Origin of the sequence: Arthrobacter sp. NyZ413, assembly GCF_049390645.1 — a bacterium.
Lineage (GTDB): Bacteria > Actinomycetota > Actinomycetes > Actinomycetales > Micrococcaceae > Arthrobacter.
This window is the reverse complement of the sequence record NZ_CP155434.1, coordinates 4,238,354-4,262,925: the sequence shown is the minus strand read 5'-3', so window position 1 is coordinate 4,262,925 and position 24,572 is coordinate 4,238,354. Positions and strand designations below refer to the sequence as shown.

22 protein-coding genes are annotated in these 24,572 nt (G+C 64.0%); 8 read left to right on the top strand and 14 right to left on the bottom strand.

The window, feature by feature from the left end; genetic code table 11:
- Positions 1-18 precede the first annotated feature (18 nt).
- Positions 19-660 (top strand): TetR/AcrR family transcriptional regulator, encoded by a 642-nt coding sequence (locus ABCW42_RS19880; protein WP_423182802.1) that lies wholly within the window; start codon positions 19-21, stop codon positions 658-660.
- A gap of 176 nt (positions 661-836) precedes the next feature.
- Positions 837-1,040 (top strand): cold-shock protein, encoded by a 204-nt coding sequence (locus ABCW42_RS19875; protein ID WP_133204904.1) that lies wholly within the window; start codon positions 837-839, stop codon positions 1,038-1,040.
- Positions 1,041-1,042: 2 nt separating this feature from the next.
- On the opposite strand, the gene ABCW42_RS19870 is transcribed toward ABCW42_RS19875, so the two are convergent.
- The 6 genes from ABCW42_RS19870 to mscL all read right to left on the bottom strand — a co-directional run bounded on the left by ABCW42_RS19870 (position 1,043) and on the right by mscL (position 7,867).
- Entirely contained in the window at positions 1,043-1,777 is a 735-nt protein-coding gene (locus ABCW42_RS19870; protein WP_423182801.1) for a maleate cis-trans isomerase family protein, read from the bottom strand.
- An 8-nt stretch (positions 1,778-1,785) separates the two neighbouring features.
- On the bottom strand, positions 1,786-3,213 hold the full coding sequence (locus tag ABCW42_RS19865) for an amidohydrolase family protein (RefSeq protein WP_423182800.1): 1,428 nt from the start codon (positions 3,211-3,213) through the stop codon (positions 1,786-1,788).
- A 7-nt stretch (positions 3,214-3,220) separates the two neighbouring features.
- A complete protein-coding gene (locus tag ABCW42_RS19860; RefSeq protein ID WP_423182799.1) occupies positions 3,221-4,036 on the bottom strand; it encodes an aspartate/glutamate racemase family protein in 816 nt (271 codons plus the stop codon).
- Positions 4,037-4,038: 2 nt separating this feature from the next.
- Positions 4,039-4,752 carry a GntR family transcriptional regulator gene (locus tag ABCW42_RS19855; RefSeq protein ID WP_423182798.1) on the bottom strand — a complete coding sequence of 238 codons (714 nt, stop codon included), beginning with the start codon at positions 4,750-4,752 and terminating at the stop codon, positions 4,039-4,041.
- Positions 4,753-4,885: 133 nt separating this feature from the next.
- Positions 4,886-6,244: an MFS transporter gene (locus tag ABCW42_RS19850; RefSeq protein WP_423182797.1), complete on the bottom strand. Its 1,359-nt coding sequence runs from the start codon at positions 6,242-6,244 to the stop codon at positions 4,886-4,888.
- 1,191 nt (positions 6,245-7,435) lie between these two features.
- Positions 7,436-7,867, bottom strand: coding sequence for a large conductance mechanosensitive channel protein MscL (gene mscL / locus ABCW42_RS19845; RefSeq protein WP_423182796.1), 432 nt, complete (start codon positions 7,865-7,867; stop codon positions 7,436-7,438).
- 284 nt (positions 7,868-8,151) lie between these two features.
- On the opposite strand from mscL, the gene ABCW42_RS19840 reads away from it, so the two are divergent.
- A complete protein-coding gene (locus ABCW42_RS19840; RefSeq protein ID WP_423182795.1) occupies positions 8,152-9,204 on the top strand; it encodes an FUSC family protein in 1,053 nt (350 codons plus the stop codon).
- A 265-nt stretch (positions 9,205-9,469) separates the two neighbouring features.
- On the opposite strand, the gene ABCW42_RS19835 is transcribed toward ABCW42_RS19840, so the two are convergent.
- A complete protein-coding gene (locus ABCW42_RS19835; protein WP_423182794.1) occupies positions 9,470-11,026 on the bottom strand; it encodes an MDR family MFS transporter in 1,557 nt (518 codons plus the stop codon).
- Positions 11,027-11,137: 111 nt separating this feature from the next.
- Between ABCW42_RS19835 and ABCW42_RS19830 the strand changes: the two genes are divergently transcribed.
- From ABCW42_RS19830 to ABCW42_RS19820, 3 genes are all read left to right on the top strand, one after another.
- Positions 11,138-11,728, top strand: a complete 591-nt coding sequence (locus ABCW42_RS19830) for a TetR/AcrR family transcriptional regulator (protein WP_423182793.1) — start codon at positions 11,138-11,140, stop codon at positions 11,726-11,728.
- Between the two features lie 8 nt (positions 11,729-11,736).
- Positions 11,737-12,477, top strand: a complete 741-nt coding sequence (locus ABCW42_RS19825; RefSeq protein WP_423182792.1) for an IclR family transcriptional regulator — start codon at positions 11,737-11,739, stop codon at positions 12,475-12,477.
- 126 nt (positions 12,478-12,603) lie between these two features.
- Positions 12,604-13,791 carry a 4-hydroxybenzoate 3-monooxygenase gene (locus ABCW42_RS19820; RefSeq protein WP_423182791.1) on the top strand — a complete coding sequence of 396 codons (1,188 nt, stop codon included), beginning with the start codon at positions 12,604-12,606 and terminating at the stop codon, positions 13,789-13,791.
- 608 nt (positions 13,792-14,399) lie between these two features.
- Here ABCW42_RS19820 and ABCW42_RS19815 read toward each other — a convergent pair.
- From ABCW42_RS19815 to ABCW42_RS19805, 3 genes are all read right to left on the bottom strand, one after another.
- Positions 14,400-15,320 (bottom strand): aldose 1-epimerase family protein, encoded by a 921-nt coding sequence (locus ABCW42_RS19815; protein WP_423182790.1) that lies wholly within the window; start codon positions 15,318-15,320, stop codon positions 14,400-14,402.
- An 88-nt stretch (positions 15,321-15,408) separates the two neighbouring features.
- Complete coding sequence (locus ABCW42_RS19810) at positions 15,409-16,650, bottom strand: ROK family protein (RefSeq protein WP_423182789.1); 1,242 nt, start codon at positions 16,648-16,650, stop codon at positions 15,409-15,411.
- Positions 16,651-16,660: 10 nt separating this feature from the next.
- On the bottom strand, positions 16,661-17,920 hold the full coding sequence (locus ABCW42_RS19805) for an FAD-binding protein (RefSeq protein WP_423182788.1): 1,260 nt from the start codon (positions 17,918-17,920) through the stop codon (positions 16,661-16,663).
- 236 nt (positions 17,921-18,156) lie between these two features.
- On the opposite strand from ABCW42_RS19805, the gene xylA reads away from it, so the two are divergent.
- Complete coding sequence (xylA, locus tag ABCW42_RS19800) at positions 18,157-19,347, top strand: xylose isomerase (protein WP_423182787.1); 1,191 nt, start codon at positions 18,157-18,159, stop codon at positions 19,345-19,347.
- Positions 19,348-19,351: 4 nt separating this feature from the next.
- On the top strand, positions 19,352-20,896 hold the full coding sequence (locus ABCW42_RS19795; RefSeq protein WP_423182786.1) for a xylulokinase: 1,545 nt from the start codon (positions 19,352-19,354) through the stop codon (positions 20,894-20,896).
- Between the two features lie 162 nt (positions 20,897-21,058).
- On the opposite strand, the gene ABCW42_RS19790 is transcribed toward ABCW42_RS19795, so the two are convergent.
- The 4 genes from ABCW42_RS19790 to ABCW42_RS19775 form a co-directional block, all read right to left on the bottom strand.
- Positions 21,059-21,316 carry a hypothetical protein gene (locus ABCW42_RS19790; protein ID WP_423182785.1) on the bottom strand — a complete coding sequence of 86 codons (258 nt, stop codon included), beginning with the start codon at positions 21,314-21,316 and terminating at the stop codon, positions 21,059-21,061.
- Positions 21,317-21,513: 197 nt separating this feature from the next.
- Positions 21,514-22,656, bottom strand: coding sequence for a Gfo/Idh/MocA family protein (locus tag ABCW42_RS19785; protein WP_423182784.1), 1,143 nt, complete (start codon positions 22,654-22,656; stop codon positions 21,514-21,516).
- Positions 22,641-23,339 (bottom strand): ThuA domain-containing protein, encoded by a 699-nt coding sequence (locus ABCW42_RS19780; RefSeq protein WP_423182783.1) that lies wholly within the window; start codon positions 23,337-23,339, stop codon positions 22,641-22,643. The genes ABCW42_RS19785 and ABCW42_RS19780 overlap by 16 nt, the downstream gene beginning before the upstream one ends.
- 12 nt (positions 23,340-23,351) lie before the next feature.
- On the bottom strand, positions 23,352-24,563 hold the full coding sequence (locus ABCW42_RS19775) for a Gfo/Idh/MocA family protein (RefSeq protein ID WP_423182782.1): 1,212 nt from the start codon (positions 24,561-24,563) through the stop codon (positions 23,352-23,354).
- Positions 24,564-24,572: the final 9 nt, after the last annotated feature.

Here is a 24,572-nt window from a genome sequence, read left to right as displayed (position 1 = left end):
CGAGCCTAGGCTTGAGGGATGCAGACTCCCAGCAAAACCAGCCAGCTAGGCCGGCCGAAGACGCCCAGGCTCTCCCGGAAGGCAATCGGCAGGGCGGCGCTTGAGATGTTCCAGGAGGAAGAGGGCCTCTCCATCCCGCGACTCGCGGAACGGCTCGGGGTCAGGCAATCGTCTTTCTACAAGCACGTCACGGGTCGGCAGGAAATCATCGAGCTGGCCCGTGGCGCGCTGGTGGAAAAGGCCACCCTGCCGGAAATGGCCCAGGGCAACCTCGACCAGGTCATCCGCCAGATATTCGACTCCCTGCTCAGGGCGTACAGCCTGGTGCCGGCCCTCCTCCCGCTCCTGCTGGCGCAGCCGGTTTCGCACCCTGCCGCCCTGGCACTCTATGACCGCTTTGCCGAGGCGTTTGAGCGGGCGGGGACGCCGCGGAACCTCGTCATTCCCACCTTGGAAACGCTGGACAGTGCCGCGATCGGCGCGAGCCTCGACGCCATGACCATGGAATCCGCATGGAGCATCAGCGACGAAGAACAAAGTGACTACCCGCACCTCTACGCGGCACGGACCGCCGTGGCGGAGCAACCCGTGGACCGCTTCAGCTTCCTGGCCGACGTGCTCGCGGCCGGATTGCGGTCCGCCATCAAAGCCGCAGACTGACCCGGTCGCTGACGGCCTTGACGTGCGTGAAGTCCAAGCAATCCGTGCGGCAGGCTCCAAATATCCTTGCGCCGCCGCACCCCGGGCCGTAGCTTTGAGGCATCGGACGGATGTGTCCGGGGGGGCATCGGACGTGAAACCGATGGTCAGTCAGTTTTAGAGAAGGAACACGCGCCGTGGCAACAGGTATTGTCAAATGGTTCAACGCCGAAAAGGGTTTCGGCTTCATTGCCCCCGACGACGGTTCGGCCGACGTCTTTGCCCACTACTCGGCAATCGCCACGAGCGGATACCGGTCGTTGGATGAGAACCAGCGGGTCCAGTTCGACGTCGTCCAGGGCCCGAAAGGCCCCCAGGCGGAGAACATCAAGCCCCTTTAGTCCTAGGGGATTTCTGCCAGGAGCCGGCCCCACTTCGGCGAAAGCAAAGGGGCGCCGGCAAGCTTGAGGCAGTGCCACAACGTCACGGCCACGGAATCCAGTACAGGCACGCCGGTGGTTTCCTCCACCTCCGCGGCAATGTTGGCCCCATAGAGGTTCGTGCACAGGTAAATCAGTGCGTCCGGGTTCGAGGCCGCAAGTTCCAAGGACCCGGGCAGCATTTCCGCGTCCGTGACCCGGCCGAACGATTCGTTGTCGCTCAGGTCCAGGTGGCGGTGGTCTACGGTCTTGATTCCCTCGCGGCCATAAGCCTCGATGACCGCGTTGTTGACGTCCTCGGTATAGGGCGTGAACAGGCCGATCCGCTCCGTGCCGAATGTCCTGAAGGCGTCCATGTACGCCAGCGTGGACGTCGTGGCAGGGATGCCCGTGGCCTCGGTGATTTCGCGGACCAACTCTTCGTCATGGGCGGCGCCAAGCCAGGAACCCGAGGTGCCGTTCCACGCGATCACGTCCACGTCCGCCGTCGCCAGCAAACCGGCGGCTTCCCGCATGACGGCCGAATCGAATTGCTTGTCCGAGGAATCGTCCAGCGCGATCCGGGTGACCGGAATCCGCGTGAAATGGATCGTCACGTCCTTCCGCTCACCCAGGATCCGGTAGCTCTGCGGCTCAAGGCACGTGTTGGAGGACGGCACAATCATGCCGATTCGTACGGGGCGGTTGTTTGAAGGCATGGTGGCTCCTAGAGGGAAATGGCGGCTACGCCGTCTTGGACGGAGGACAGCGCATCGCGGTGTGCGGTGAACCCGTTGCGGCGGACGAAACGGCCCACGGGGCCGGGATCGTGGAAACCGCCGTCGTCGACCACCACGCGCCCAGCGGAGACGACGACGGCGGGCCAGCCGCTCAGCGTCTTCCCCTCGAAAGGCGAGAAGTCGGTTCCCATGTGGAGGGCACCGCCGTCGACCTCGCGTTTTTCGGCGGGATCGAAGACGACCAGGTCGGCGTCGAACCCTGGCGCGATGGTGCCTTTGCCGGGCACGGCGTTGATGCGCGCGGGGCCGGCCGAGAAGACCTCGACGAAGTCCTCCACGGTGCTGCCGGCTGCCATCGCGGTGAACGTGACGGGCATCCGGGTTTCTACGCCGGGGAGTCCGTGCGGCATGGAGCGGATGTCGTCAGTGCGCTCGCGCTTCTGGGAAAGGTCGTAGCAGGAATGGTCCGAGGAGACCGTGTGGATGGCACCTGCCGCGAGGCGCTCCTTGAGGGCCGCGACGGTTTCGGGGCTGCGCATGGGCGGGCAGCACGCGTACCACTCGGGGAAGGCGGAACCGTAGACGGTGTCGTCCAATGTCAGGTAATGAGGGCACGTTTCGGAGTAGGCTTCCTGGCCGCGAACCCGTGCTTCGGTGACCAGATCCACCGCGCCGGGGGTTGACTGGTGCACGAAGTAGACCGGCGCGCCCGTGTATGCGGCCATGGCGAGGGTTTCCTTGACGGAGATTTCCTCGGCGAGTTCCGGTCGGGTTGAGTGCAAGTGCTCGATGCCGATCCGGCCGTCCGCGGCGTGCTGTTCGGTGCAGTCGGCGATGATGGGATCGTGCTCGGCGTGGATGTACGTGAGACCGTCCAGGCGCACCATTTCGCGCATGACTTTCAGGATGGTGTCGCCGTCGGCCATGGTTGAGCCTCGGTTGGTGGTGTACATCTTGACGGAACGGACGCCCTCGGCAGCGAGCTGCTCCAGCTGCCAGGGCACTGTCTCGTCCCAGGTAACCACGGAACCGTGCAGCGCGACGTCGCAGCGGGACTCTTCCGCAAGCCGCTTCTTGTTGAGGACCGCGTCCAGCGGGGATTCCTGGGCGTCACGGGGAATGCCGAAGTCGATGATGGTGGTGGTGCCACCCCACAGCGCCGCGGTGGAGGTGGTGCGGTAGTCGTCCAGGGTGCGGTAGCGGCCGGTCACTTGGGCTACGTGGCAATGTCCGTCAACGCCGCCGGGAATCACCAACTGGCCGGACGCATCGATGGTGCGCGTGGCTGCCGGAACCGGCTCGGCGGCGTCGACGAGCTGGGTGACGCGGCCGCCGTCGACCACTACATGGGCGGCCTGCCGGCCGAAGCTGTTGACCACGGTGCCGTGGGCGATGACGAGATCGTGGATTGTCACGGTGTTCCTACTTTCCGGCCGGAACGGCGTTTGGGGCGCCGGTCGCGGAAGCGGTGGCGGCCTGGATGGCGGTCAGGGCAGCGTCGAGTTTTTCGGACAGCCCCTGGCGCCGCTTGATGGGCGGCGGAGCGAACGCGCCTTGGCGGTGGAAGCCGGACTGGAGGGCCACGACGGCTTCAGTCATGCGGATCCCGGCGGAAATCCCGTCCACCACCGGCACCGGGATTTGTCCTTCGAGTTCGCGGGCGAGTCCGGCGAGCGGGGCACCTGCGAGGATCACGACGTCGGCGCCGTCCTCTGCGACGGCCTGCCGGCTGAGCGCCAGGAGGGTTTCCTTGAAGTCGCGCTGCACGCTGCCGATTCCGTTGAGGCTTTGGTTGATGGAGCGGATGGACGCGAGCCGTCCGCCGAGCCCGAAATGCTCCACGCAGTCCCGGTACCAAGCAGTGATCCGGTCCGAGATGGCAATGATCGAGAAACGCTGGCCCTGGAGTGCTGCGGCACACAATGCCGCTTCCGTGATGCCGATGACGGGGACGTCGCACAGTTCCTTGAGTGCAGGCATGCCTGGATCGCCGAAGGCGGCCACCACAACGCCATCTACCCGATCCGCGGCCGGATCCCCGCCGCTGTGTTCGGCGATGATTTCGGCGACGGCTCCCGCGGCAATGAGGGACTCGAAGCGGGTTTCGATGTACTCGACGCCGTGGCCTGCGGTCCGGACGACCAGCTCTGTGTCCGGTCCCGCTGAACGCTTGGCTTCGGCGTCGATCAGCGCAGTGACTTCCTCGCTGATGTTGGGGTTGATGACTAGCAGTTTCATGTTCATTTGCCTTGCAGCTTGAGTCGGTCGTGAAGCTTGGGTCGGGTTTGTGGCTTGGGCTGGGCGGCGGGCGGGTTCTCCGGGAACTGCTCGCGGTACTTTCCAATGTGCGACGCCGATTGGGTCGCGGCGCGCTCGGGGTCGCCGCTTGCAATGGCCGTGTAGAGCTCGCGGTGCTCCTGGATGAGTTCGGGGAGATCGCTCACGTGACGGAAGAGCCAGTGCATGCGGCCTTGGAGGGGTTCGAGGGCGGAGCGAAGGAAATCGTTGTTGGCGATGGCCGTGATGGCGTCGTGGAATTCGCTGTTGGCGCGGTGTGCCTCGAGGATCGAACCCTTGGCGAGGCAGCGTTCAGCTTCCTCGAGGAGCCCGGCCAGGTGGTTGAGGTCCTTGTCCGTAGCGCGGGTGGCAGCGAGCCGGCAAGCGAGGACTTCGAGGGATTGGCGGACATCGAAGAGGTCCTCGACGTCCTTGGCGCTGAGCCCCGCCACTTCGGAACCGCGGGACGCACGGTCCTGGATGAGTCCCTCCTGGCGCAGCATGCGCAGGGCCTCGCGGATGGGGAGTCGCGAAACATTGAATTCGGCGGCGAGGTCACGTTCCACCAGCCGGGTGCCGGGCGCATAGTGGCCCTCGAAAATCCTCGAACGGAGGGTGTCACGCACGGATTCCCGGAGAGGGCGATCCGCGTTGTTCGTGTCTTCTGCGGTAAGCATTTCTAGCTCCATTCGTGGTTTATGAGGCCGCGCGGTTTGTTGTGCCCCCTTTTTTTGGGGCCGCGCGTCCGGCGTTCCCGGTGGTGTCCGGCCCGCGGCGGTTCAGGACCGCGGGCCGGACCGGTCAGGCGAGTTAGACCGGGAGTCGCTTGTTGTAGTCCAAGGCCAGGACGGAGACGGCCATGATGGCCGCGGACCCAACAAACAGCAGGAGTGCCCAGGTGTAGGAGCCCGTGGCTCCGACAATCAGGCCTACCACAATCGGGGTGACAAACCCGGCGATGTTCCCGCTGAAGTTCATGGCGCCGCCCAGGACGCCGGCGTTCGTGCGGCCGCCGAGGAGTGCCGGAATGGACCAGAAGAGGCCAACCCAGCGAAGGAAGAACAGCACCACGGAGAGGAGTACGACGGCGGTGATCGGGTCGGAGACGACCGTCACCCCGACGAGGCCGCCCACCACGACGACGCTGGAGAAACCGAGCAGGGTCCGCATGACAAGGTTGGCCGAAGCGCCGGACGCGCGCCATTTGTCAGCGATGGTTCCGCCGAGGATTTCACCGACGAACCCTGCACCGAAGATCACGAACGTGGACCAACCGATGGTGTTCAAGTTGAAGCCCTTGGCCTGCGCCAGGAAGAGCGGACCCCAGGTCAGCAGGCCGTAGAACACCCCGTTGAAACCAAGCCAGCCGAAGCACATGGCCCAGAACGAACGGAACTTCAGGTAGGGGAGGAGCGCACGCTTTCCTTTGGCGCCTTCCTTTTGTGCTTCCGCGTCTTCTTCGGCGTGGGATGCCTCGATGTAGTCGGCTTCGGCGTCGTTGACTGCCTTGTGGTTGCGCGGGTTGTCCCGGACGTACCACCATACGGCCACGCCCATGAGGACCGTGGCGAAACCGGCAATGATGAACGAAGAGCGCCAGCTTCCGGTGGAGGCGATGAGCCAGGTGATGAGGATGCCGCCGAGGCCTGCGCCCAGCGGGGCTCCTGCGTCGAGGATAGTTGCGCCGCGGCCGCGTTCCTTGCGGTGCATCCAGATGGCGTTGAGCTTGCCCCCGGCCGGCATGACGCCTGCCTCCGTGACGCCGATGCCCAAGCGGGCGATGAACATGGTCAGGAAGCCGCCGGCCAGGCCCGATGCCGCCGTCGCCGCGCCCCAGCCGATGCACGAGGCCGTGATCACCTTGCGGGGACCGAAGCGGTCGATGAGCCAGCCGACGGGGATTTGCATCAGGGCATAGGTCCAGAAGAAAGCAGAGAGCATAAGCCCAACGAGCTCGGGCGCGAGGTTGAATTCCTTCTGGATGATGGGCAGTGCCACGGAAATCGAACCGCGGTCGATGTAGTTGACGGATACCAGGATCAGCAACAGGATGAAGAGTTTCCAGCGGACGTTCGTGCGTCGCTGCACGCCGTCCTTGCCGGTTTTTCCTATTGTTTTTGTTGCTTCGCTGGCGGTTTCGTTTGCTGTTTCGGTGTTTTGGAGCGACACAGCTTCTCCTTCGTGGGAGTGAGGTGCGGGGGAGCGTCGTGGAGGTAGGGGCCGGGCGGGTTGCCGCCGCGATGGGACCCTCGCCGGCGGCAGCCACAGCGGCCCGGTCCTCGTTTCTGGGAGGAAGGACGCTGCCGGTTCATTGGGTCCGTTTTTGGGATCCCGGTTTGGGATCCCAAAAACAAAGGTAGATGTGACCCGAAGCACTGTCAAGGAATTTGGTATACAAATCGAAGAAACAGAATGTGACCGATGGCCTCGCTCGTTTGCGGCGGCGGGCGTTTGGATCCCGCACGGCCCCATTGTGGGATACCAAAGCTGGAACCACGGTTCCGGGGTTCCGTGGTTCCGTGGTTCCGTGGGATGGGGGGAGCTTCGGGCTGATACCGTGCGACGCGGGTTTTGCCAGCCGACGCTTAGCCGGCTGCGCGACGCGGAGAATCCCTGGCGACGCCGGAATATTGGTGGCGTCAGGGATTTTCGGCGTCGCTTGGCAGTGAGGGTGTCGTGGAAGGCCCGACGGCGGTACTCGCCTCGAGTGTTGTGCTGCGCGACCGGGGTAATGCTGCGCGACGCGGGTTTTGCCAGTCGACGTGGGGTTGCGATGGCGGACAATGCTGCGCGACGCGGATCTTGCTGTGCGACGCCGGTTTTGCCCGGCGATGCTTATCCCGATACCCGACGCAGAGAATCCCTGGCGACACTGGAATATTGGTGGCGTCAGGGATTCTCGGCGTCGTCAGGCGATTAGGGTGTCGTGGAAGGCCCGACGGCGGTACTCGCCTTGGGTATTGTCCTGCGCGACGCGGGGTAAGGCTGCGCGACGCGGGTTTTGCCAGTCGACGCTTAGTCGGCCGTGTGACGCGGAGAAGGGGTGGCGACACTGGAATATTGCTGGCGTCAGGGATTTTCGGCGTCGCGTGGCGATGAGGGTGTCGTGGAAGGCCCGACGGCGGTACTCGCCTCGAGTGTTGTGCTGCGCGACCGAGGTAATGCTGCGCGACGCGGGTTTTGCCAGTCGACGTGGGTTGCGATGGCGGACAATGCTGCGCGACGCGGGTTTTGCCCGGCGATGCTGATCCCGATACCCGACGCAGAGAATCCCTGGCGACACTGGAATATTGGTGGCGTCAGGGATTCTCGGCGTCGCCTGGCGATGAGGGCGTCGCGAACGTGGCCGTGGGCCGGAGCTTAGCGGATGTTGTCGCTTTGCTTGTTAGCCGCTGCGAGTTCGGTCAGGAGGTCGCGGATTTCCACGAGCAGCGCGGTGTCGGCGGGAATCGGCTCTTCCTCGGGCTCTGCGATGGCGGCGCGGCGCTTGGTCAGCTCGTTGATCTTGTTCATCGGCGCGACGAAGATGAAGTACACCACGGCTGCCGTGATGATGAAGGTCACCAAAGCCGTGATTACTGCGCCGAAGTTCACGAATGTCTTGGGGTTGTCGGGCCAGATCGCGAAGCCAAGGCCTTCGGCGTTTACACCGCCGGCGGCCGCGACAACCGGGTTCACGATGTTGGTGGTGAACGCCGTCACCAACGCGGTGAACGCGGTGCCGATGACCACGGCGATGGACAGTTCGATGATGTTGCCGCGAAGGACGAAGTCCTTGAATCCTTTGAGCATGGGTGACCTCCGGGGTATCGGTGCTGGCGTGTCTGTGCCGCTCTATCGGAAATGGGATATGGCCGGAATGGTGCTCGGCCCGGCAGGGTTGACTGGAACGAGCCTACCAATCGGAGTGTCCCCGGCGCCTCTCCGCCGCTCCCACCACATTCCATTGAACGGAAGTCCGTACAAACTCGTTGGACCGCCCAACGTAAGCTCGAAGCGGATGCCAGTGCCGCCGTCGGGCAGTATTATCCGCAGAAAGCGCGCTGCGCGAACCGCAGAGGGAGGCAGGCGATCCATTGGGCGTCCTGGCAGAGATGTTCCGGATCGGTCCGGGCAATAATGACCATCACCCGGCGCTTCGCTGTGCCGTGGGGGTGTTCGTTCCGCTGATCGCGTTGACGCTGATCGGGCGCCTCGACCTCGCAGTGTTCGCTTCCTTCGGCGCCTTCACCGGGATTTACGGCAGGAACGAACCACATAGCCTGCGCTTCCGGAGCCAATTGCGGGCTGGCGGCCTCATGCTGGCGGTCATCCTGTTGGCGACTTTGACCGCTCGCGTGGCGCAGCAATGGGGGATCGGCGCCGTCGCTTATTCGTGGTTCCTGACGGCGTCGACGACGGCGGTTGCCGGTGCTTGTTCGCTGATCGCCGCGTGGTGGCGGCTCCGTCCGGCCGGATCCCTCTTCCATATCTTCGCTTTCGCGGCAATAGCCTCGATTCCGGCGCAGCCTCCCTTGGCGGAGGCCATGTTGGTGGCCGTGTTGACCACTGTGCTGTGCCTGTTGATTGGCATGTCCGCGCGGGTGGTCAAGAGCCACAGGACTCCATGGAAACGGCCCCCGCGGATCCGGCACACCGGGCCTGAGCGGCGGGCGGCGTGGCTGGAAGGCGGTGGTTACCTTGTGGCCGCGGGGCTAGCCGGCACCTTGGCTACCCTTGTTGGCGAACGGCTCGGCTTCGGTCACACCTATTGGGCGATGGTGGCGGCGGTGGTCCCGCTGGTTGGCCATTCCACGCGGCACCGCATCCGCCGCGGCATCCAGAGGATCGCCGGCGCGGTGCTGGGCTTGCTACTGCTCGCTGGAATTCTCTGGTTGAACCCTGTTCCGTGGGAAATGGTGTTGGTCATCGCGTTGTGCCAGTTTGGCGCCGAGCTGTTCATTGCCCGCCAATACCTCCTGGCGCAGGTCTTCGTGACGCCGCTTGCCTTGATTTCCACCTTGCTTGTGGCGCGGGTGGATCCGGGCTTGTTGCTTCGGGACCGCATTGTGGAAACGGTGATCGGCGCGGCTGTGGGTGTCGCCGTCGTGGTGGCTCCGGCGGTCTGGCGGCGTTGGGCAAAGCCATGAAGGAATCGAACTTTTCGGGAACCCCAGTCCTTTGGTTGATGGGCCGTGCCGCCACCCCTCGGCACCGAACGCCGGCCGTGGTTCACCGCGATCGCGGAAGGGATTTTATCGACGTCCCTGGCCATCCGACTCGCGTCGCAGCAAACGTAACAGTGCTTCGGCGCCCGCCGCCGGTCGACGCGGTAGGTGATTTCCGCCGTCGGGCTTAAACAGCAATGGGGTGCGGGAATGGACATGTCCATTCCCGCACCCCGGGAAAGCGCTCCTAGAAGGCGAGTTCTTCCGCGGTTGCCTCCGCTGCCTCGGTGGGAGTCGGGGCGTGTCCGCGCAGCGGGACGTGGCGGATGAACATCGCCAGGACGAACCCGACGGCGGCCACGATTGCGGCCCACAGGAACACGCTCTGGATGCCGTTCGTCACGGCAGTCTTGAACAGGTCCTGGATGGCCTGGGGCAATTGGTGCAAGGCTGCGGGCGTGATCTGTCCGCTCTGGTGTAGTCCGCCGCCGCCACCGTTGCCCATGGTGTCGGTGAGGCGGTTCGCGTAGATCGATCCGAGGACCGAGATTCCGAGGGAACCGCCCATGTTACGGGCAAACGTGCTGGTTCCGGTTGCGGCGCCGATGTCCGTGATCTGCACACTGTTCTGGGCGATGAGGTTGGTGGTCTGCATCATGCAGCCCATGCCTGCGCCGAGCACGGCCATGTAGACGCCGGACTGCCAGGCGGGAGTGTCCAGGCCCATGGTCGAGAACAGGTACAGTCCAACAGCCATGAGCGCGGACCCGATGACCGGCAGCGACTTGTAGTGCCCGGTGCGGGTGATGACGAGGCCGCCGCTCAGCGAGACAACCATGGCCGCGATCATCATCGGCATCAGCAGGAGGCCGCTGTTGGTAGCGGACTGGCCCTGGACGTACTGCTGGAACTGGGGAAGGAACGTGATGCCGCCAAACATGGCGAATCCGACGATAAAACCGAGGGCGTTCGCAAGCGAGAAGTTGCTGCTGTTGAAGAGGCGAAGCGGGATGACGGGTTCGGCGGCTTTGTTTTCAATCACCAGGAAGACGACGAGCCCGACGGCGGCAATCGCGCCGAGTCCGATGATTTCGGGCGAATTCCAGTCGTACTGGCTTCCGCCCCAGCTGAGCATGAGCACGAGCGCGGTGATCCAGACGGTCAATACCGCGGAGCCCCACCAGTCGATGCGGACCTTCTCCGTCCGGTTCTGCTTAGGCAATTTGAGGGTGAACCAGCACACCACCAAGGAAAGGATGCCGAGGGGAAGGTTGACGTAGAACGCCCAGCGCCAGGACGCGTTGTCCGTGATGAAACCGCCAAGCAACGGGCCGCCGATCATGGCCAATGGCATGACGGCCATCATGATGCCTTGGTACTTGCCGCGTTCGCGTGGCGGGACCATGAGCCCGATCGCTGCCATGATTCCGACCATCAGGCCGCCTGCGCCGAGGCCCTGGAATGCGCGGAAACCGATGAGCTGCGCCATGTCCTGGCTCATTCCGCAGAGCGCCGATCCGAGGAGGAACACGGCAATCGAGGTCATGAAAGTGCGGCGGTGTCCAAAGATGTCGCCGAGCTTGCCCCAAATCGGCGTGGCTACGGTAGACGCGAGGACATAGCCGGTGGTGACCCACGCGAGATGGTCCATTCCACCGAGTTCACCGACGATGGTCGGAAGTGCCGGGGCAACGATCATGTTGTCCAGTTGGGCTAGCAGCATGGCAATGATGAGACCGCTCATGGCGGTCACGATCTGCCGCGGCGACAGCCGGGCGGGCATTGGATCCTGTTCAGCTTTCATGCGTTGGAGTCCTTAGGAAGTTGTCTTTGCGGTCCACTTACCGCTCGGTTAGTATGGTACTTACCGGCCGGTTAGTTGGCAAGCCGGCTGAGTATCAAGGAAAGTACGCACATGACACTTTTGAGCGACGCGACTGTCCCGTCGGTGGGCGGGACCCGTGCAAATATCCAGGCGGTCGCCCTGCGCCTCTTTTCAGAGCAGGGTTACGAGTCGACGTCGATGAGGCAGATCGCCGAGGAGCTCGGCTTCACCAAGGCCGCGCTCTACTACCACTTCAAAAGCAAGGAAGACATTGTCCGCGCATTGATGGAAACCATGCGCGGACAAATTGCCGACCTTGTGGCCTGGGCCCGGACGCAGGAGCCGAGCCCGGAATTGCGCCGGGCCGTGATTGAGAAGTGGACTGCGATCGTCCACGCCCAAGGACTGCGCATGTTCCGTTTCCTCGGTTCCAACTACCGTCTTGTCAGGGAACTCAAGTCCGAAGCCGGACAACAAGAGGGGATGGCTGCCGTCGTCGCGGAGCTGTTTAGCGTCCTCACTCCTCCCGGCGCCAGCGTTGAAGATCAGTTGAGGGTCCGATTCGCCCTGCTGACAATCAACATGCTCGGGATGGCGGCCCGCGATGTCGACGCCGACGAGGAAGACATCCTCGAGGCCGCCGCCCGGATTTCAATGGGCTTGCTCCCTGCCGGGTTCTGAGGGCGCGCGTGGCCAACTCGGCGTCCGGTGATTCCGTGGTGGACCGGATAGTCCGGATCATTGAGGCTTTTCCCGAAGGTTCGTCGTCACTGCGGCTCTCGGAACTGGCCGCGACAGCGGGACTGCCGCTCACCAGCACGCATCGGCTGGTCCGCCAACTCGCCGAACACGGGCTCCTGGAACTCGGCGCCGCCGGAAATGTTCGCTTGGGCATGAGGCTCTGGGAGCTCGTCAACCGCAATTCGCCTACCTTGGCGTTGCGCCAGGCCGCGGTCCCGTTCATGGAAGACATCCAGCAGGTGCTGAACCAGAACGTGAACCTTGCCGTCCTGGATGGTTGGGAGGCATTGTTCGTCGAGCGGCTGTCCCGTCGTGGTTCCGTGGCCAACCGCGCCCGCGTTGCCGGACGCATGCCCGTCCACATTTCCTCGGTCGGACTTGCGCTCATGGCCAACCAGCCCCGCGAACGTCAGGCGGAGTACCTCGAACAGTTCAGTGACCCTGCCGGCAAGGTGACGGCCGACGTCGTTCGCCACCTTCTCGCCGAAACCGCCCAGCAGGGCTATGCCCAGCTCGCGGGCGTAGTGGATCCGGACACGTGGGGGATCGCGGTGCCCGTCCGCAACGTGAAGCGGCGAACGGTGGCCGCGCTCGGCGTCGTGGTTCCCCTCGCGGAAATGCGCCTGCAGGCGCTGGTGCCGGCCCTGCAGACGGCGGCTCGTGGGATTGGGCGGCGACTCGCCGAATAATTCCGTTGATCGGAATACGGCTAACGCCTCGCATGGGGCGCGCGTCACACTGGTGTGCAAATCAGGCGGGAATTACCGGACTCCGCACCGCATCCGCAACCGCACTCCGCAACGAAGCGAGGAACAGTGGCACGCAAAGTCATCACCACCCAAGTGGCCATCATGGGCGCCGGCCCGGCAGGCCTCATGCTCTCCCACTTGCTGGCAACATCGGGCATCGAATCGATCGTGATCGAAGTCCGCAGCCACCAGGAGATCGCCGAAACGGTCCGCGCCGGCATCCTGGAGCACGGCTCTGTGAACTTGCTCGTGGACAGCGGCGTTTCGGACCGGGTGCTGCGCGACGGCGACCGGCACGACGGCATCGAGTTACGGTTCAACGGCGAAAGCCACCGGATCGATTTCAAGGAACTCGTGGGCGAATCGGTGTGGCTTTACCCTCAGACCGACGTTTTCCTCGACCTCGCCGCACGACGGAGTATCGACGGCGGCGACGTCCGGTACAGCGTCACGAACACCACCATCGACGACCTTGAGGACAGGCCGACGGTCCGGTTCACCGACGCTGACGGCCAGGACTTCGAGATCCAGGCCGACTTCCTGGTCGGTGCCGACGGTTCCCGGAGCCACTGCCGCTCGCAGATTCCCGAAGCGAAGCGCAAGCGGCACTTCCACGAATACCCGTTTGCCTGGTTGGGCATCCTCGCCCAAGCCCCACGCAGCTCCGACGAACTCATCTACGCGAACTCCGGGAACGGCTTTGCCCTCATCTCCCAACGCACCGAGGACGTGCAACGCATGTACTTCCAGTGCGACCCCAAGGAAAACGTGGCTGACTGGGACGACGAACGAATCTGGTCCGAATTCCGCAAACGCGTCAATGGCAACGGCTTCGAACTCAAGGAAGGCCCGGTCCTCGAAAAGATGGTCCTGCCTTTCCGAAGCTTCGTCCAAACCCCCATGCGGCACGGCAATCTGTTCCTCGCCGGGGACGCCGCGCACACCGTCCCGCCGACCGGCGCCAAAGGACTCAACCTCGCGCTTCACGACGTCAAAGTGCTCTTCGAAGGCCTCGACGCCTTCTACGGCAGCCGATCTTCCGCGCTCTTGGAGTCCTACAGCGACCGGGCCCTCGAAAGGGTCTGGAAAGCCCAGCATTTTTCCTACTGGATGACCTCCATGCTCCACACCTCGCCCGACGCCGACGATTTCAGCCGCGCCCGACAGATCGGTGAACTCCACTCCGTCGTCTCCTCCCGGCATGCCCGGGCGTACCTGGCGGAGTCGTACACGGGCTGGCCTGGGGAGGGGTAGTCGGGTACTTCGCGGGGGCGTCCGCTTGGCGATGCGGGGTGTGCTTGGCGACGCGGGGTGCCCTTGGCGACGCGGAAATTCACTGGCGAGGCGGAAATTCACTGGCGCTACTGGAATTCCGGTGTCGCTAGTCATTTCGCGAGTCGGGAGGCAATTTGTGCTGCACCTGATGCTGTTGGAATCCCCTGGATCCGGGGAAGGCGCACGCCAGATCGACATGTTGGTCCACTTTGTTCCGGGATTTCACGCGCACCACGATCCCGCCCCCAGATCTTGATACGGAACAGCCCGCTCCAGTAGAACGATCGGAAGGTATGCCTCTTCGAACGCTGGTGGGTAGGTCCGTAGCTCCTGAGTCATGGCCGAGTACAGCTAGCCCAGTTGCCGCGGAATGGTCCTTGCACGAGCAAACGTCGCTATGGCGCTAATCTCGGTCATCCCAGCCATTTGATCGGTGTGGCTGCGGCGTCTTCCTGTCTTGGACAGCCTTCGCGGACGATGTTGATGCGCAAAGTTGCGAAAGCGAGTTGGATAACTCTCGCAATTGCCTACGAGGAACTGGTACTCAGGTGGCTCGCCATGGCGGCCTATCCGGTCCCGGGCCGAACTTAGGCGTGCCGGTATCGGATGCCCCAACTGGCCTCCCAAACGTCCCCGGGTTCGAGCCAACGAAGCCCTTCACCGCTGTTGAAAGCGTCCGCGGGTGCTGTCATCGGTTCGACGGCGACGGCGGTAACCATGCCGCCGGTGGTGGCAAACTCCGTAGTGGTGAAGGCCTGGATGTACCCGAAGGAGGCATCCATGAACATCTGGACCTGGCTTCCGTCTGGTGCTTCGAGGTAGTGGACGGAGCTTCCGTCGGCTTCGCGCTGGACGCCACTCCACGCGTCGTCGAGGTTCACGTGACCCACCAATTGGCCAGTGCGGAAGTCGTTTTTCGTGCCGTCCACGTCCGTGGTGATGCCGCTCGGGTTGAGGCGTTCGTCCACCTCGATATGGGTATCAGCGTTGATGTACAGCGTGAGCTCTTCTGTCGGCACCGTACCGAGGCGGAGGAACGGGTGCGCGCCAATCGCGACGGGTGCCGCATGATTTCCGGTGTTTTCAAGGCGATGGGTGACGAGCAGGCCGTCCTGGACGAGTTGGTAGCGGACGGACGTCGCGAGTTCGAAGGGGTATCCTGCCTGGGGTGAGATCCCGGCGTCGAGGGTGATGCTGTCCGCTGTGCGTGCTGAGACGCGGTAAGTGGTGCGGGTCAGCAAGCCATGGAGGGCGTTGCCAAGCTCGGGTTCAGTGATCTCCAACTGCTGGACGTCGCCGTCGTAGGTCCATGCGCCGCCTGCCACCCGATTTGGCCACGGAACCAAAACCCACCCCGAGCACCAAGGCGGCTGGGCATCGGTGGGGTAGTCCTGGATGAGTTCGATGCCGTCCACTTGTAGTTCGCGCAGGCTCGCGGCGACCTCAGTAATTACGAACCGCTGGCTTCGGCCGCCAAGGGTGGCCTTGAGTTCATGGTGCTCGCCCATGGGTGATGTAGTGCCAGCGGCTACTGGGGACGATGAAGCGGCGGCTGACACCTCGCCGCCTGACGCCGCTGGGGAGCGCGTCACGGTGTCAGCTGGGGAGGATGGCATGGACATAGTCGACCTTATTCATGGGAAGAGCGGAGAGGGTGCCGGCAGGGTCAGCGAGGAACTGCGTGAAGGCGAGTTCGGCGGCACCGATCATCATCAGATCCGAACCGAGGGAGGCGCGGTGGATCTTGACCTCGCCGGCCGGGCCGTCCATTGCCTGGGACTCGATGAAGGCTTCGAGCGTGCCCGGCGACAAAGAGTGCAGGACGCCGAGAAATCCGCCAAGGACGATCGACTCGGGGTTGAAGGTGTTCACCACATTGCGGAGCGCGATGCCAAGATATTCAAGCTGGCGGCTAACTTCCGCGGCAGCGGCTGCGCTCAGGTTCCCGCTGAGGGCCGCCTCAAGCTGGCTGGCATCTCCTCCACCCAGCCCGGCTAGTTCAAAGAGGGATGATTGCGAGACTTCGGTTTCGAGACAGCCGGTGGCGCCGCAATGGCACGGTTTGCCCGACGTGCGTACGAAAGTGTGCCCAAGCTCCCCGGCGTAGCCTGATGCGCCTCGAAGCAACGCGCCACCAGCAATGATTCCACTGCCGATACCGCTGGCCCCGCCGTTGAGGTAGATCAAATTGCGCTGGCCGGCGCCCGCGCCGAAAAGGAGTTCGCCCTCGGCGCCGAGGGAGGCGTCGTTTGCAGCGTGGCAAGGATAGCCGGTGGCCTCGCTGAGCATGCTTGCCACCGGTTCGTTCAGCCAACCCAGATGCGGAGCGTGCCGCACCACCCCGTCCTCAAGGTTGACTAGTCCGGGTACGGCGATGCCCACCCCGGTGATCCTGTAGGCCGCATCGAGCTCGGACCGCATCCCCGCAATGACTGCTGCAGCGATGTTCACAGCTTCCTTGGCCGTGGGGATCCTCTCGGTTTCGAAGCGGATCTTCTTCTGGACTTTTCCGCCGAGCCCGACCAGGCCGATAGTTACAGCGTCGATCTCCGGGTTCACCGCCAAAGCCGCGATGGACGGCCGAGGATGGACGATGGGGCTCGGCCTTCCCACTTGGGCCTCCCCGGAGGGTGCTGCCTCATAAACCACTTCGAGATCCACCAGCTGCCCGATCAGCGTGCCTACCGTGGAACGGTTCAGCCCGGTCTGTTTAGTGAGTTGCGCTCGGCTGAGCAGGCCATTGTGATGGATCAATGAAGTGAGCAGGGCCAAGTTGTTGCGGCGTGACGGGTCCGGCTCGCTGGCTAGGGCGGGACTGCGGGTTGGGGAGGGCATCATCGCGACAATATCAGCTCCCGAACACCGTGCGGTCGAGGAAGTCGTTACGGAATTTTCCGGACGGGTCGAGGCGGTTTGCCAAAGCGATGAAGTCGGCGAAGCGCGGATACAAGGGAGCGATTGCGGCAGCGTCCGCGTTGAAGAGTTTGCCCCAGTGCGGCCTTGTTGCGAAGGGCGCCAGCTCTGATTCGATCAGCGGCAGGATGGCCTCGACGGCCGGCTGATCCTGGCGCCACGTGAAGTGAAGTCCAATGCCGTCGCGGCCGTAGTTGGCACTCAACCAGAGGTCGTCAGCTGCCACCGTGCGGATCTCGCCGACGAGGAGCAGGGGGGTGACGACGTCGGAGAGCCTCCGCATGGTTCGCAGGGCCTCGACCGCGTGCTCGCGGGGAACCAGATATTCGCTTTGCAGTTCTTCGCCCTGGCTCGGAGTGAATTCCATCCGGAAATGGGCGAGCCGATCGGACCATGGGCCGGGAACACCAAGCTGCTGCGTGCAGTTACTGCCCGATACGCCCGGAAGAGGGTGGCGGGCTTCGGTGGCGGGGGTGCCGCCGAAGAACACGTCCGGAACCGAATCGCTGCTGCGCCGTTTCAGCCACGCCTGACCGATGGTTTCGCCGCTCCAATCAGTGAAAAGGCTGACGCTGTAAGCGGAGGACGTGACGTTGTCGAAGTCGTCGAGTACACGCTCCCAACTGAGGTTTTCGAAGACATTCTGGGCGACGTCAAAGCTCGGCTGAATGTCCAAAGTCAGTTCGGTGACGATGCCGAGTGCACCCAGTCCCACAACCATGCCGGCGAAGTCTTCGTCCCCGCGGCGTGCGGTGAGGAGATTGCCGTCCGCCGTCACCATTCGGAGGCCAGCGACAGCCGCGGCCAGGTTGGCGTTGGCGTCCCCGGACCCGTGGGTTGCGGTGGCGACGGCGCCGGCGATGGAAATGTGCGGCAGCGAGGCCAAGTTGTGGAGGGCAAAACCTTGGCGTTGAAGTTCCGCCGCGAGCGTCCCGTAACGGGTGCCGCCGCTCACCGTAACTGTCATGTTGGCAGCGTCTATCCGGATGTCCGGCTCCAGACGGTCAAGCACCGTGAGAGTGCCCGCCGAATCCGCAATGGAATTGAATGAATGCCGGGATCCGAGCGCGCGAACCCGTTGCGCGTCGGCCACGAGTGACTGGAGTTCGGCCACGCTTTCCGGATGGACAATCCGAGGTGCCAGGTAGCTGTAGTTTCCTGCCCAGTTGCGTTCCGCCACCAGCTGATCAGTCACGGTTGATTCCTTCGTTCCGAGGGCCTGCGTCCCTATTTGATGTCCTCAACAACATAACAGGGTCGGTCCGCGTTCGCCAGGGTTTTCGGTGATTTTTGAGCCCGAAGTTTCCAGAAGGAAGCGGTTGACATTCGCAGAATCCATAATATGTTTGGTAGCGAAACAATTCGTTTTTCGCTAACCCGCTCGTCAATCCACCGACCCGCGGCACCCGACACAACCCCCCGGAGCATTCAATGGCGATTCAGCCCACTCGCGAAGACAAATTCTCATTCGGCCTATGGACAGTCGGGTGGGAGGCCCAGGACCAGTTCGGTTCGGCCACCCGCCCGCCCCTCGACACTGTGGAAGCGGTGAACAGGCTCAGCGACCTCGGTGCCTACGGCATCACCTTCCACGACAATGACCTCTTCCCTTTCGGATGCTCGGCCGCCGACCGCCAGCGTGAGATCGACCGACTGAAGGGTGCCTTGAAGGCGACCGGAATGGTGGTTCCCATGGTTACCACTAATCTGTTCAGCCATCCGGTCTTCAAAGATGGGGGCTTTACGAGCAATGACCGCGGCGTCCGTCGCTTCGCCCTGCGCAAGGTGCTCGATAACATCGACCTCGCGGCGGAACTCGGCGCCGAAACTTTCGTCATGTGGGGCGGCCGCGAAGGCAGTGAATATGACGCAGCAAAGGACATCCGAGGAGCGCTGGAACGCTACCGCGAGGCCGTGAACCTCCTTGGCGACTATGTGACTGACAAGGGCTACAACATCCGCTTCGCCATCGAACCGAAGCCGAATGAACCCCGCGGCGACATCCTCCTCCCCACCCTCGGCCACGCCCTTGCATTCATCGAAACCTTGGAACGCCCGGAACTCGTGGGCATCAACCCCGAAACGGGACACGAGCAGATGGCCGGCCTTAACTTCACCCACGGAATCGCCCAGGCCCTCTACCAAGGCAAGCTCTTCCACATCGACTTGAACGGCCAGCGAAGCATCAAGTTCGATCAAGACCTTGTGTTCGGCCATGGCGACCTGCAGAACGCGTTCTCCTTGGTCGACCTGCTCGAAAACGGCGGCCCTGACGGTGGCCCGTCTTACCAGGGCCCGCGGCACTTCGACTACAAGCCCAGCCGGACCGAGGACCTCAACGGTGTGTGGGACTCCGCTGCGGCGAACATGCAGACCTACCTCCTCCTCAAGGAGCGCTCGAAGGCGTTCCGTGCCGATCCTGAGGTCCAGGCCGCACTTGAGGCTTCGCGCGTCTCGGAAATCAACGAACCCACGCTGAACCCGGGCGAGGGCTACGAGCAGCTGCGGGCCGACAAGTCCTCCTACGAAGACTTCGACGCCGATGCCTACTTCGGTGGCAAAGGCTTCGGATTCGTGAAGCTCCAGCAGCTTTTCATCGAACACCTTCTCGGAGCACGCTGATCTCATGACATTGGTTGCCGGGGTTGATTCCTCTACTCAAAGCTGCAAGGTAGTAGTCCTGGATGCGGAAAACGGTGCGCTGATCCGCGAAGGCCGGGCGAGCCACCCGGACGGTACCGAAGTGCATCCGGAAGAGTGGTGGCGGGCGCTTTCTGAAGCGTTCGACGACGCCGGCGGACTGTCTGATGTCAGTGCACTGTCCGTCGGGGGCCAGCAGCACGGAATGGTGCTGCTGGACCGCGACGGGAACGTGATCCGGCCGGCCCTGCTGTGGAATGACACGCGATCTGCGGGCGCGGCCAACGACCTCATCTCTGAAGTGGGCGCCGAGGACTTCTCTCGAAGGACTGGGCTACTTCCGGTTGCGTCCTTCACCATCACCAAAGTCCGGTGGGTACGGGATACCGAACCCGAAAGCGTGGCAAAGGTCGCCGCCGTCGCCTTGCCCCACGACTGGCTTACCTGGCGGCTGCGTGGCTACGGTCCAGCTGGTGTGAGCCCGCTCGGGCCTAACCTCGACGCCCTGACCTCGGACCGGTCAGATGCGAGCGGTACCGGATACTGGAGCCCCCTGACCGGCGGCTACGACCTCGACCTCTTCAAACTGGCGTTCGGCCAAGACGCCCGGGAAGCCTCGGGCGGTTCACTCGACGGAGGATCGCCTCAGCCGGGGTCGACGACGGAGCCCCCTGAAGGCATCGTCATCCTGCCACGAGTGCTCGGTCCTGGCGATACCGCAGGCCGCATTCACCCTGACTGCTTCGGACCCTCCGGAACGGGGAACGCCGATGGGAGCGCAATCCTGCTGGGCGTCGGCGCGGGCGACAATGCCGCCGCGGCACTGGGCCTGGGTGCCAAAGCCGGGGACGTCGTTGTTTCCGTGGGAACCAGCGGTACGGTGTTCGCGGTTGACTCTGCTCCAGCACATGATGCGAGCGGGACCGTGGCTGGCTTCGCGGACGCGAGCGGCGAGTACCTCCCGATCACGGTGACGCTGAACGCCGCACGCGTGCTGAGCTCCATTGCCGGAGTGCTCGGCGTGGATTTCGACGAACTCTCCAAGCTCGCCCTCGAGGCCGAACCGGGTGCGGGCGGTGTAGTGCTCGTGCCGTATTTCGAGGGCGAGCGGACCCCGAACTTGCCCCACGCGAAGGCGAGTTTCCACGGCCTCAGCATCGCCTCCACTACCCGGCCGAACATCGCGAGGGCGGCCATTGAAGGAATGCTGTGCGGGCTCGCTGGCGGGTTCGACGCGCTGCGCGCCCAGGGACTGCGCGCCGAACGGCTGCTGCTGATCGGCGGTGCAGTCCAGAATCCTGCGGTGCAACGGATCGCGGCGCAGGTCTTTGAGCTCCCCGTCGTGGTGCCGAGTCCGGGTGAATACGTTGCCCGAGGCGCAGCCGTCCAGGCCGCGTGGGCGCTCGCAGGATCGCGGCCAGACTGGCCCGTGGCGTTGGATGCCGCACCGGAGCCGGACTTCAAGGGCCACATCATTGAGAACTATGCAAAGGCCGCCGCGTTGGTGAGCGCGGGATTTGTAGGGTCGTGAGTAAGTTGGTGGGCGCGGGATTTGTCGGGTGGTGAGCAAATTCGTGAGCCGGGGGGTACCGGCTGGCTGGCAGAGGTTTCCGCTGAGCAGCCACGCGCCTGAGCCAGCCACGCCCCCAACCAACCCGCGCCCTAACCAACCCGCCCCCAACCAACCCGCGCCTTAACCAATCAGGGGGAATCCCGCGAGGAGCTGCTGGAGATGCATGACTTGGCGCGGTATGTACTCCGCGATCGTGAGGCCGACGACGTCGGCCTTTGAGTTGATGTCGGAGACGACTCGGCGCGCCTGGGCGCTCGTGAGGCCACCTAGGTCAGCGCCGAGTCCGAGCTGGATTTCGTTCGCGTCAATGGTGTCCACATCGAAATGGATGGCAACGCCCGAACGCTCGAAGTTCCCGCGCCCTGCCACTCCGGCCACACAAGGCGAAGGTGTGTAGCGGGTGACGAATCACTCTGCATGGTTTGTCTCCTTCAGGGCCCGCCAGCCCCTGAAGGAGCCGCCAGGAAGCGCCACAATCGCCATCAGCGTAGAAGAAAAGCGGCGGCGCATTCACGCGCCGCCGCTTCAGGTCGACCGCCGCCTCAGGCAGCAGGCTTCCAGCAAGCCTTACCGGCTCACCCCAGAGCCGAACCAGCCCCACCAGCCGGACCCCCACCAACGGAAATCCCGCCCGCCAAGGCCACCAGCGGGACAGGCTCAGGCCGTGCCACAGTGCTGGTGATGGCGATCGCCGAGCCACTGTGCGCTGATTCGAGCACGGATTCCATGACTTCAAGCGCGTGGTACGCCAACTGGCCGCCCGCGCGCGGCTCGCTCCCGGCGGCAGTCACGGCGAGGTCGGCGATGCCGTAGCCGCGTCCTGAGTCGAGGTACCCGGCCGAGACCGGCAGGGTCTCCCAGGCATCGGCGCCCAAGGCAAAAAGCTGCACGTCGCCGTCGAAATGGTTGGGATCGGGTACGGCAAGGCTGCCGTGGGAGCCGTGGACCTCGATGTTCGCCGACTTCGACTTGACCGCGTCGAAGCTCATGAACAGGGTCGACAAAGCCCCGGAGGCGTGGACGAGGACGCCGGTGACGTGCGAATCGATGTCCACCGGGATTTCCTCGCCTTCGCGCGGGCCCGATCCGATCACACGTGTCGGACGGGTGTGGCTTGCCGCGCCAACAACCGATACCACCGGCCCAAGCAGGGTGACGAGGGCGCTGACGTAGTACGGGCCCATATCCAGCAGGGGTCCGCCGCCGGGTTGGTAGTAGAAATCAGGGTTCGGGTGCCAGCGTTCGTGCCCCGGGGTGACCATGGTGGCGGTGGCGGAGATCGGCGCACCGATGAGGCCGTCGTCGATCGCTTTGCGGGCAGTCTGGATTCCTGTGCCGAGCACGGTGTCCGGGGCGCAGCCGACCATCACGCCGGCTTCCCGGGCGGCGTCGAGCACCAGCCGGGCTTCCGCGGTAGTGGCGGCCAAGGGCTTTTCGCCGTACACGTGCTTTCCGGCGGCGATCGCTTTCAGTGCGATCGGTGCGTGTGCGGCAGGGATGGTGAGGTTCAGGACGAGGTCGACGTCGTCCGCCGCCAGGAGTTCGTCCACGGACAGGGCGCGAACGCCGTCGTACGATTCCGCCACGGCTTGCGCCCGTGCAAAGTCGAGATCGGCGACGGCGGCCAATTCGATCGCGTCCAGGCGGCGGAAGTTCGCCAAGTACTGGGCGATGATGGCGCCACAGCCGATAATGCCTACTTTCAGCGGCTTGCCCATAGGAGGCCCCTTTCGATGATGGTGCGGACGTTGGCGTCCTGGAGGATTTCGACCCGGTGGCCCGGAGTGCACACGAAGATCCGGCCCGAGCCCCATTGCCGGGTCCAGATGGCCGGGGAGGTTACTTCGCGGTGCCACGGATCCCATTCGCGGACCTTCTGCGTGGTGGTGGCCAGGACGTCGATGTAGTCATCGGCCAGGACCCAGTACTGTTCGGTGACGAGCCCGAAATCGGTGATCCCTGCGGTGATCGGATGCGAGGCAGCCGCGGGGAGCATGTTCACCGTATAGGGGACGTAATTGTCGGACTGCTCGCCTGTGCACTCCTCCGGGTGCTTGCCGGGATGGCAGGCGAACTGGCCGCCGATGAGGTGGAGGTAGTCGGAGGTGTTGCGGTAGGAATCCGCGATTCCGCCGTGCCAGCCAGCCAACCCCGTTCCGTTCTCGACGGCGGTGCGCAGCCCCTCGAACTCATCCTTCTCGATGGTGGACATCGTCATGCATTGCATGATTAGGTCCACCGAAGCCATATATTCCGTATCGGCATATATTTTGGGTGATTCCTCCACCCTGACCTCATACCCATTCCCTCGGAGGTATGGAATGAACAGTTCGGTGGCCTCGATCGGCTGATGGCCGTCCCAGCCGCCCCGAACCACAAGGGCGGTCTTCTTCTCAGTCATGTTTCCTCAATTTCAGTTGACTTTGGTCCAGCGGGATTCACCGGTGGCGCTGGTTTCGACGGCGTTCAGGACGCGCTGGACTTGCAGGGCATCGGCGAACGACGGCGAGGGCTGCTCGCCTGCGCCGATCGCGCTGACGAGGTCCACGACTTGGTGGGTGAAACCGTGTTCGTAGCCCAGGCCATGGCCCGTGGGCCACCAGTTGCCGACGTAGGGGTGTTCGGGTTCGGTGACGAAGATGCGCCTGAACCCGGCATCCGGGGATTCGGAGGCGTCGTAGAAAGACAGAACGTTCATGTCTTCGAAGTCGAAGGCGAGCGAGCCGAGGGAGCCGTTGACTTCCAGTCGCATCGCGTTCTTGCGTCCCAGCGCGTAGCGGGTGGATTCGAAAACCCCGACGGCGCCGGGCGAGGTGCCGTCGCCGTCGAACCCGTCAGGAGAAAACCGTGCGCTGAAGATCGCCGCGTCATCAACGGTGACCCTCCCGCGGGGCGCGTCGGCGCCCGTGTCTCCGTGCCCGCCAAGGCCCACGAGGCTACCGGCCAGCGGGCGTTCGTGGACGAAGGTTTCCAGCACGGCGGAGACGCCGGTGATGTTCTGCCCGGTGACCCATTGGGCGGCGTCGATCGAGTGGGCGCCGATGTCGCCAAGGGTCCCGGAGCCGGCCTTTGATTTGTCCAGACGCCACGTCATGGGCGCGTTCTCGTCGCTGAGCCAGTCCTGCAGGTATTGGGCGCGCACGTGCCTGACCTGCCCGAGCCGCCCTTCGGCGACCATGCGCCGGGCCAGAGCCAGCGCTGGAGTGCGCCGATAGGAGAACCCGCACATTGAAATCACACCGCGCGAGGCGGCATCGCGGGCAACCTCGGTCATCCGCTCGGCTTCTGCCACGGAGTTTGCCAACGGTTTCTCGCACAAGACGTGTTTGCCTGCCTCAAGGGCTGCGATGGCGATCTCCGCATGGGTGTCCCCGGGGGTGCAGATGTCGATCAGGTCTATGTCGTCCCGCTCGATCAGGCGCCGCCAGCCCGTCTCCACGGAGTCCCAGCCGAGCTTGGCAGCGGCGGCCCGGACGCCGTCGTCGTTCCTTCCACACAGCGCGGTGAGCCGCGGGTCCAAAGGCAAATCGAAAAACCTGGGCGCGGTCCGCCACGCATGCGAATGCGCCGCACCCATGAACGCGTAGCCGACCATGCCCACACGCAATGGTTTGGGGGTAGCCATACGGAATCC

Coding starts and splice junctions, on each gene's coding strand:
- ABCW42_RS19860 (WP_423182799.1), bottom strand. CDS start 4,036: ATGAAACTGCTAGTCATCAACCCCAACATCAGCGAGGAAGTCACTGCG.
- ABCW42_RS19855 (WP_423182798.1), bottom strand. CDS start 4,752: ATGCTTACCGCAGAAGACACGAACAACGCGGATCGCCCTCTCCGGGAA.
- mscL (WP_423182796.1), bottom strand. CDS start 7,867: ATGCTCAAAGGATTCAAGGACTTCGTCCTTCGCGGCAACATCATCGAA.
- ABCW42_RS19775 (WP_423182782.1), bottom strand. CDS start 24,563: ATGGCTACCCCCAAACCATTGCGTGTGGGCATGGTCGGCTACGCGTTC.
- ABCW42_RS19795 (WP_423182786.1), top strand. CDS start 19,352: ATGACATTGGTTGCCGGGGTTGATTCCTCTACTCAAAGCTGCAAGGTA.
- ABCW42_RS19780 (WP_423182783.1), bottom strand. CDS start 23,339: ATGACTGAGAAGAAGACCGCCCTTGTGGTTCGGGGCGGCTGGGACGGC.
- ABCW42_RS19870 (WP_423182801.1), bottom strand. CDS start 1,777: ATGCCTTCAAACAACCGCCCCGTACGAATCGGCATGATTGTGCCGTCC.
- ABCW42_RS19830 (WP_423182793.1), top strand. CDS start 11,138: ATGACACTTTTGAGCGACGCGACTGTCCCGTCGGTGGGCGGGACCCGT.
- ABCW42_RS19835 (WP_423182794.1), bottom strand. CDS start 11,026: ATGAAAGCTGAACAGGATCCAATGCCCGCCCGGCTGTCGCCGCGGCAG.
- ABCW42_RS19785 (WP_423182784.1), bottom strand. CDS start 22,656: ATGGGCAAGCCGCTGAAAGTAGGCATTATCGGCTGTGGCGCCATCATC.
- ABCW42_RS19815 (WP_423182790.1), bottom strand. CDS start 15,320: ATGGGCGAGCACCATGAACTCAAGGCCACCCTTGGCGGCCGAAGCCAG.
- xylA (WP_423182787.1), top strand. CDS start 18,157: ATGGCGATTCAGCCCACTCGCGAAGACAAATTCTCATTCGGCCTATGG.
- ABCW42_RS19880 (WP_423182802.1), top strand. CDS start 19: ATGCAGACTCCCAGCAAAACCAGCCAGCTAGGCCGGCCGAAGACGCCC.
- ABCW42_RS19810 (WP_423182789.1), bottom strand. CDS start 16,650: ATGATGCCCTCCCCAACCCGCAGTCCCGCCCTAGCCAGCGAGCCGGAC.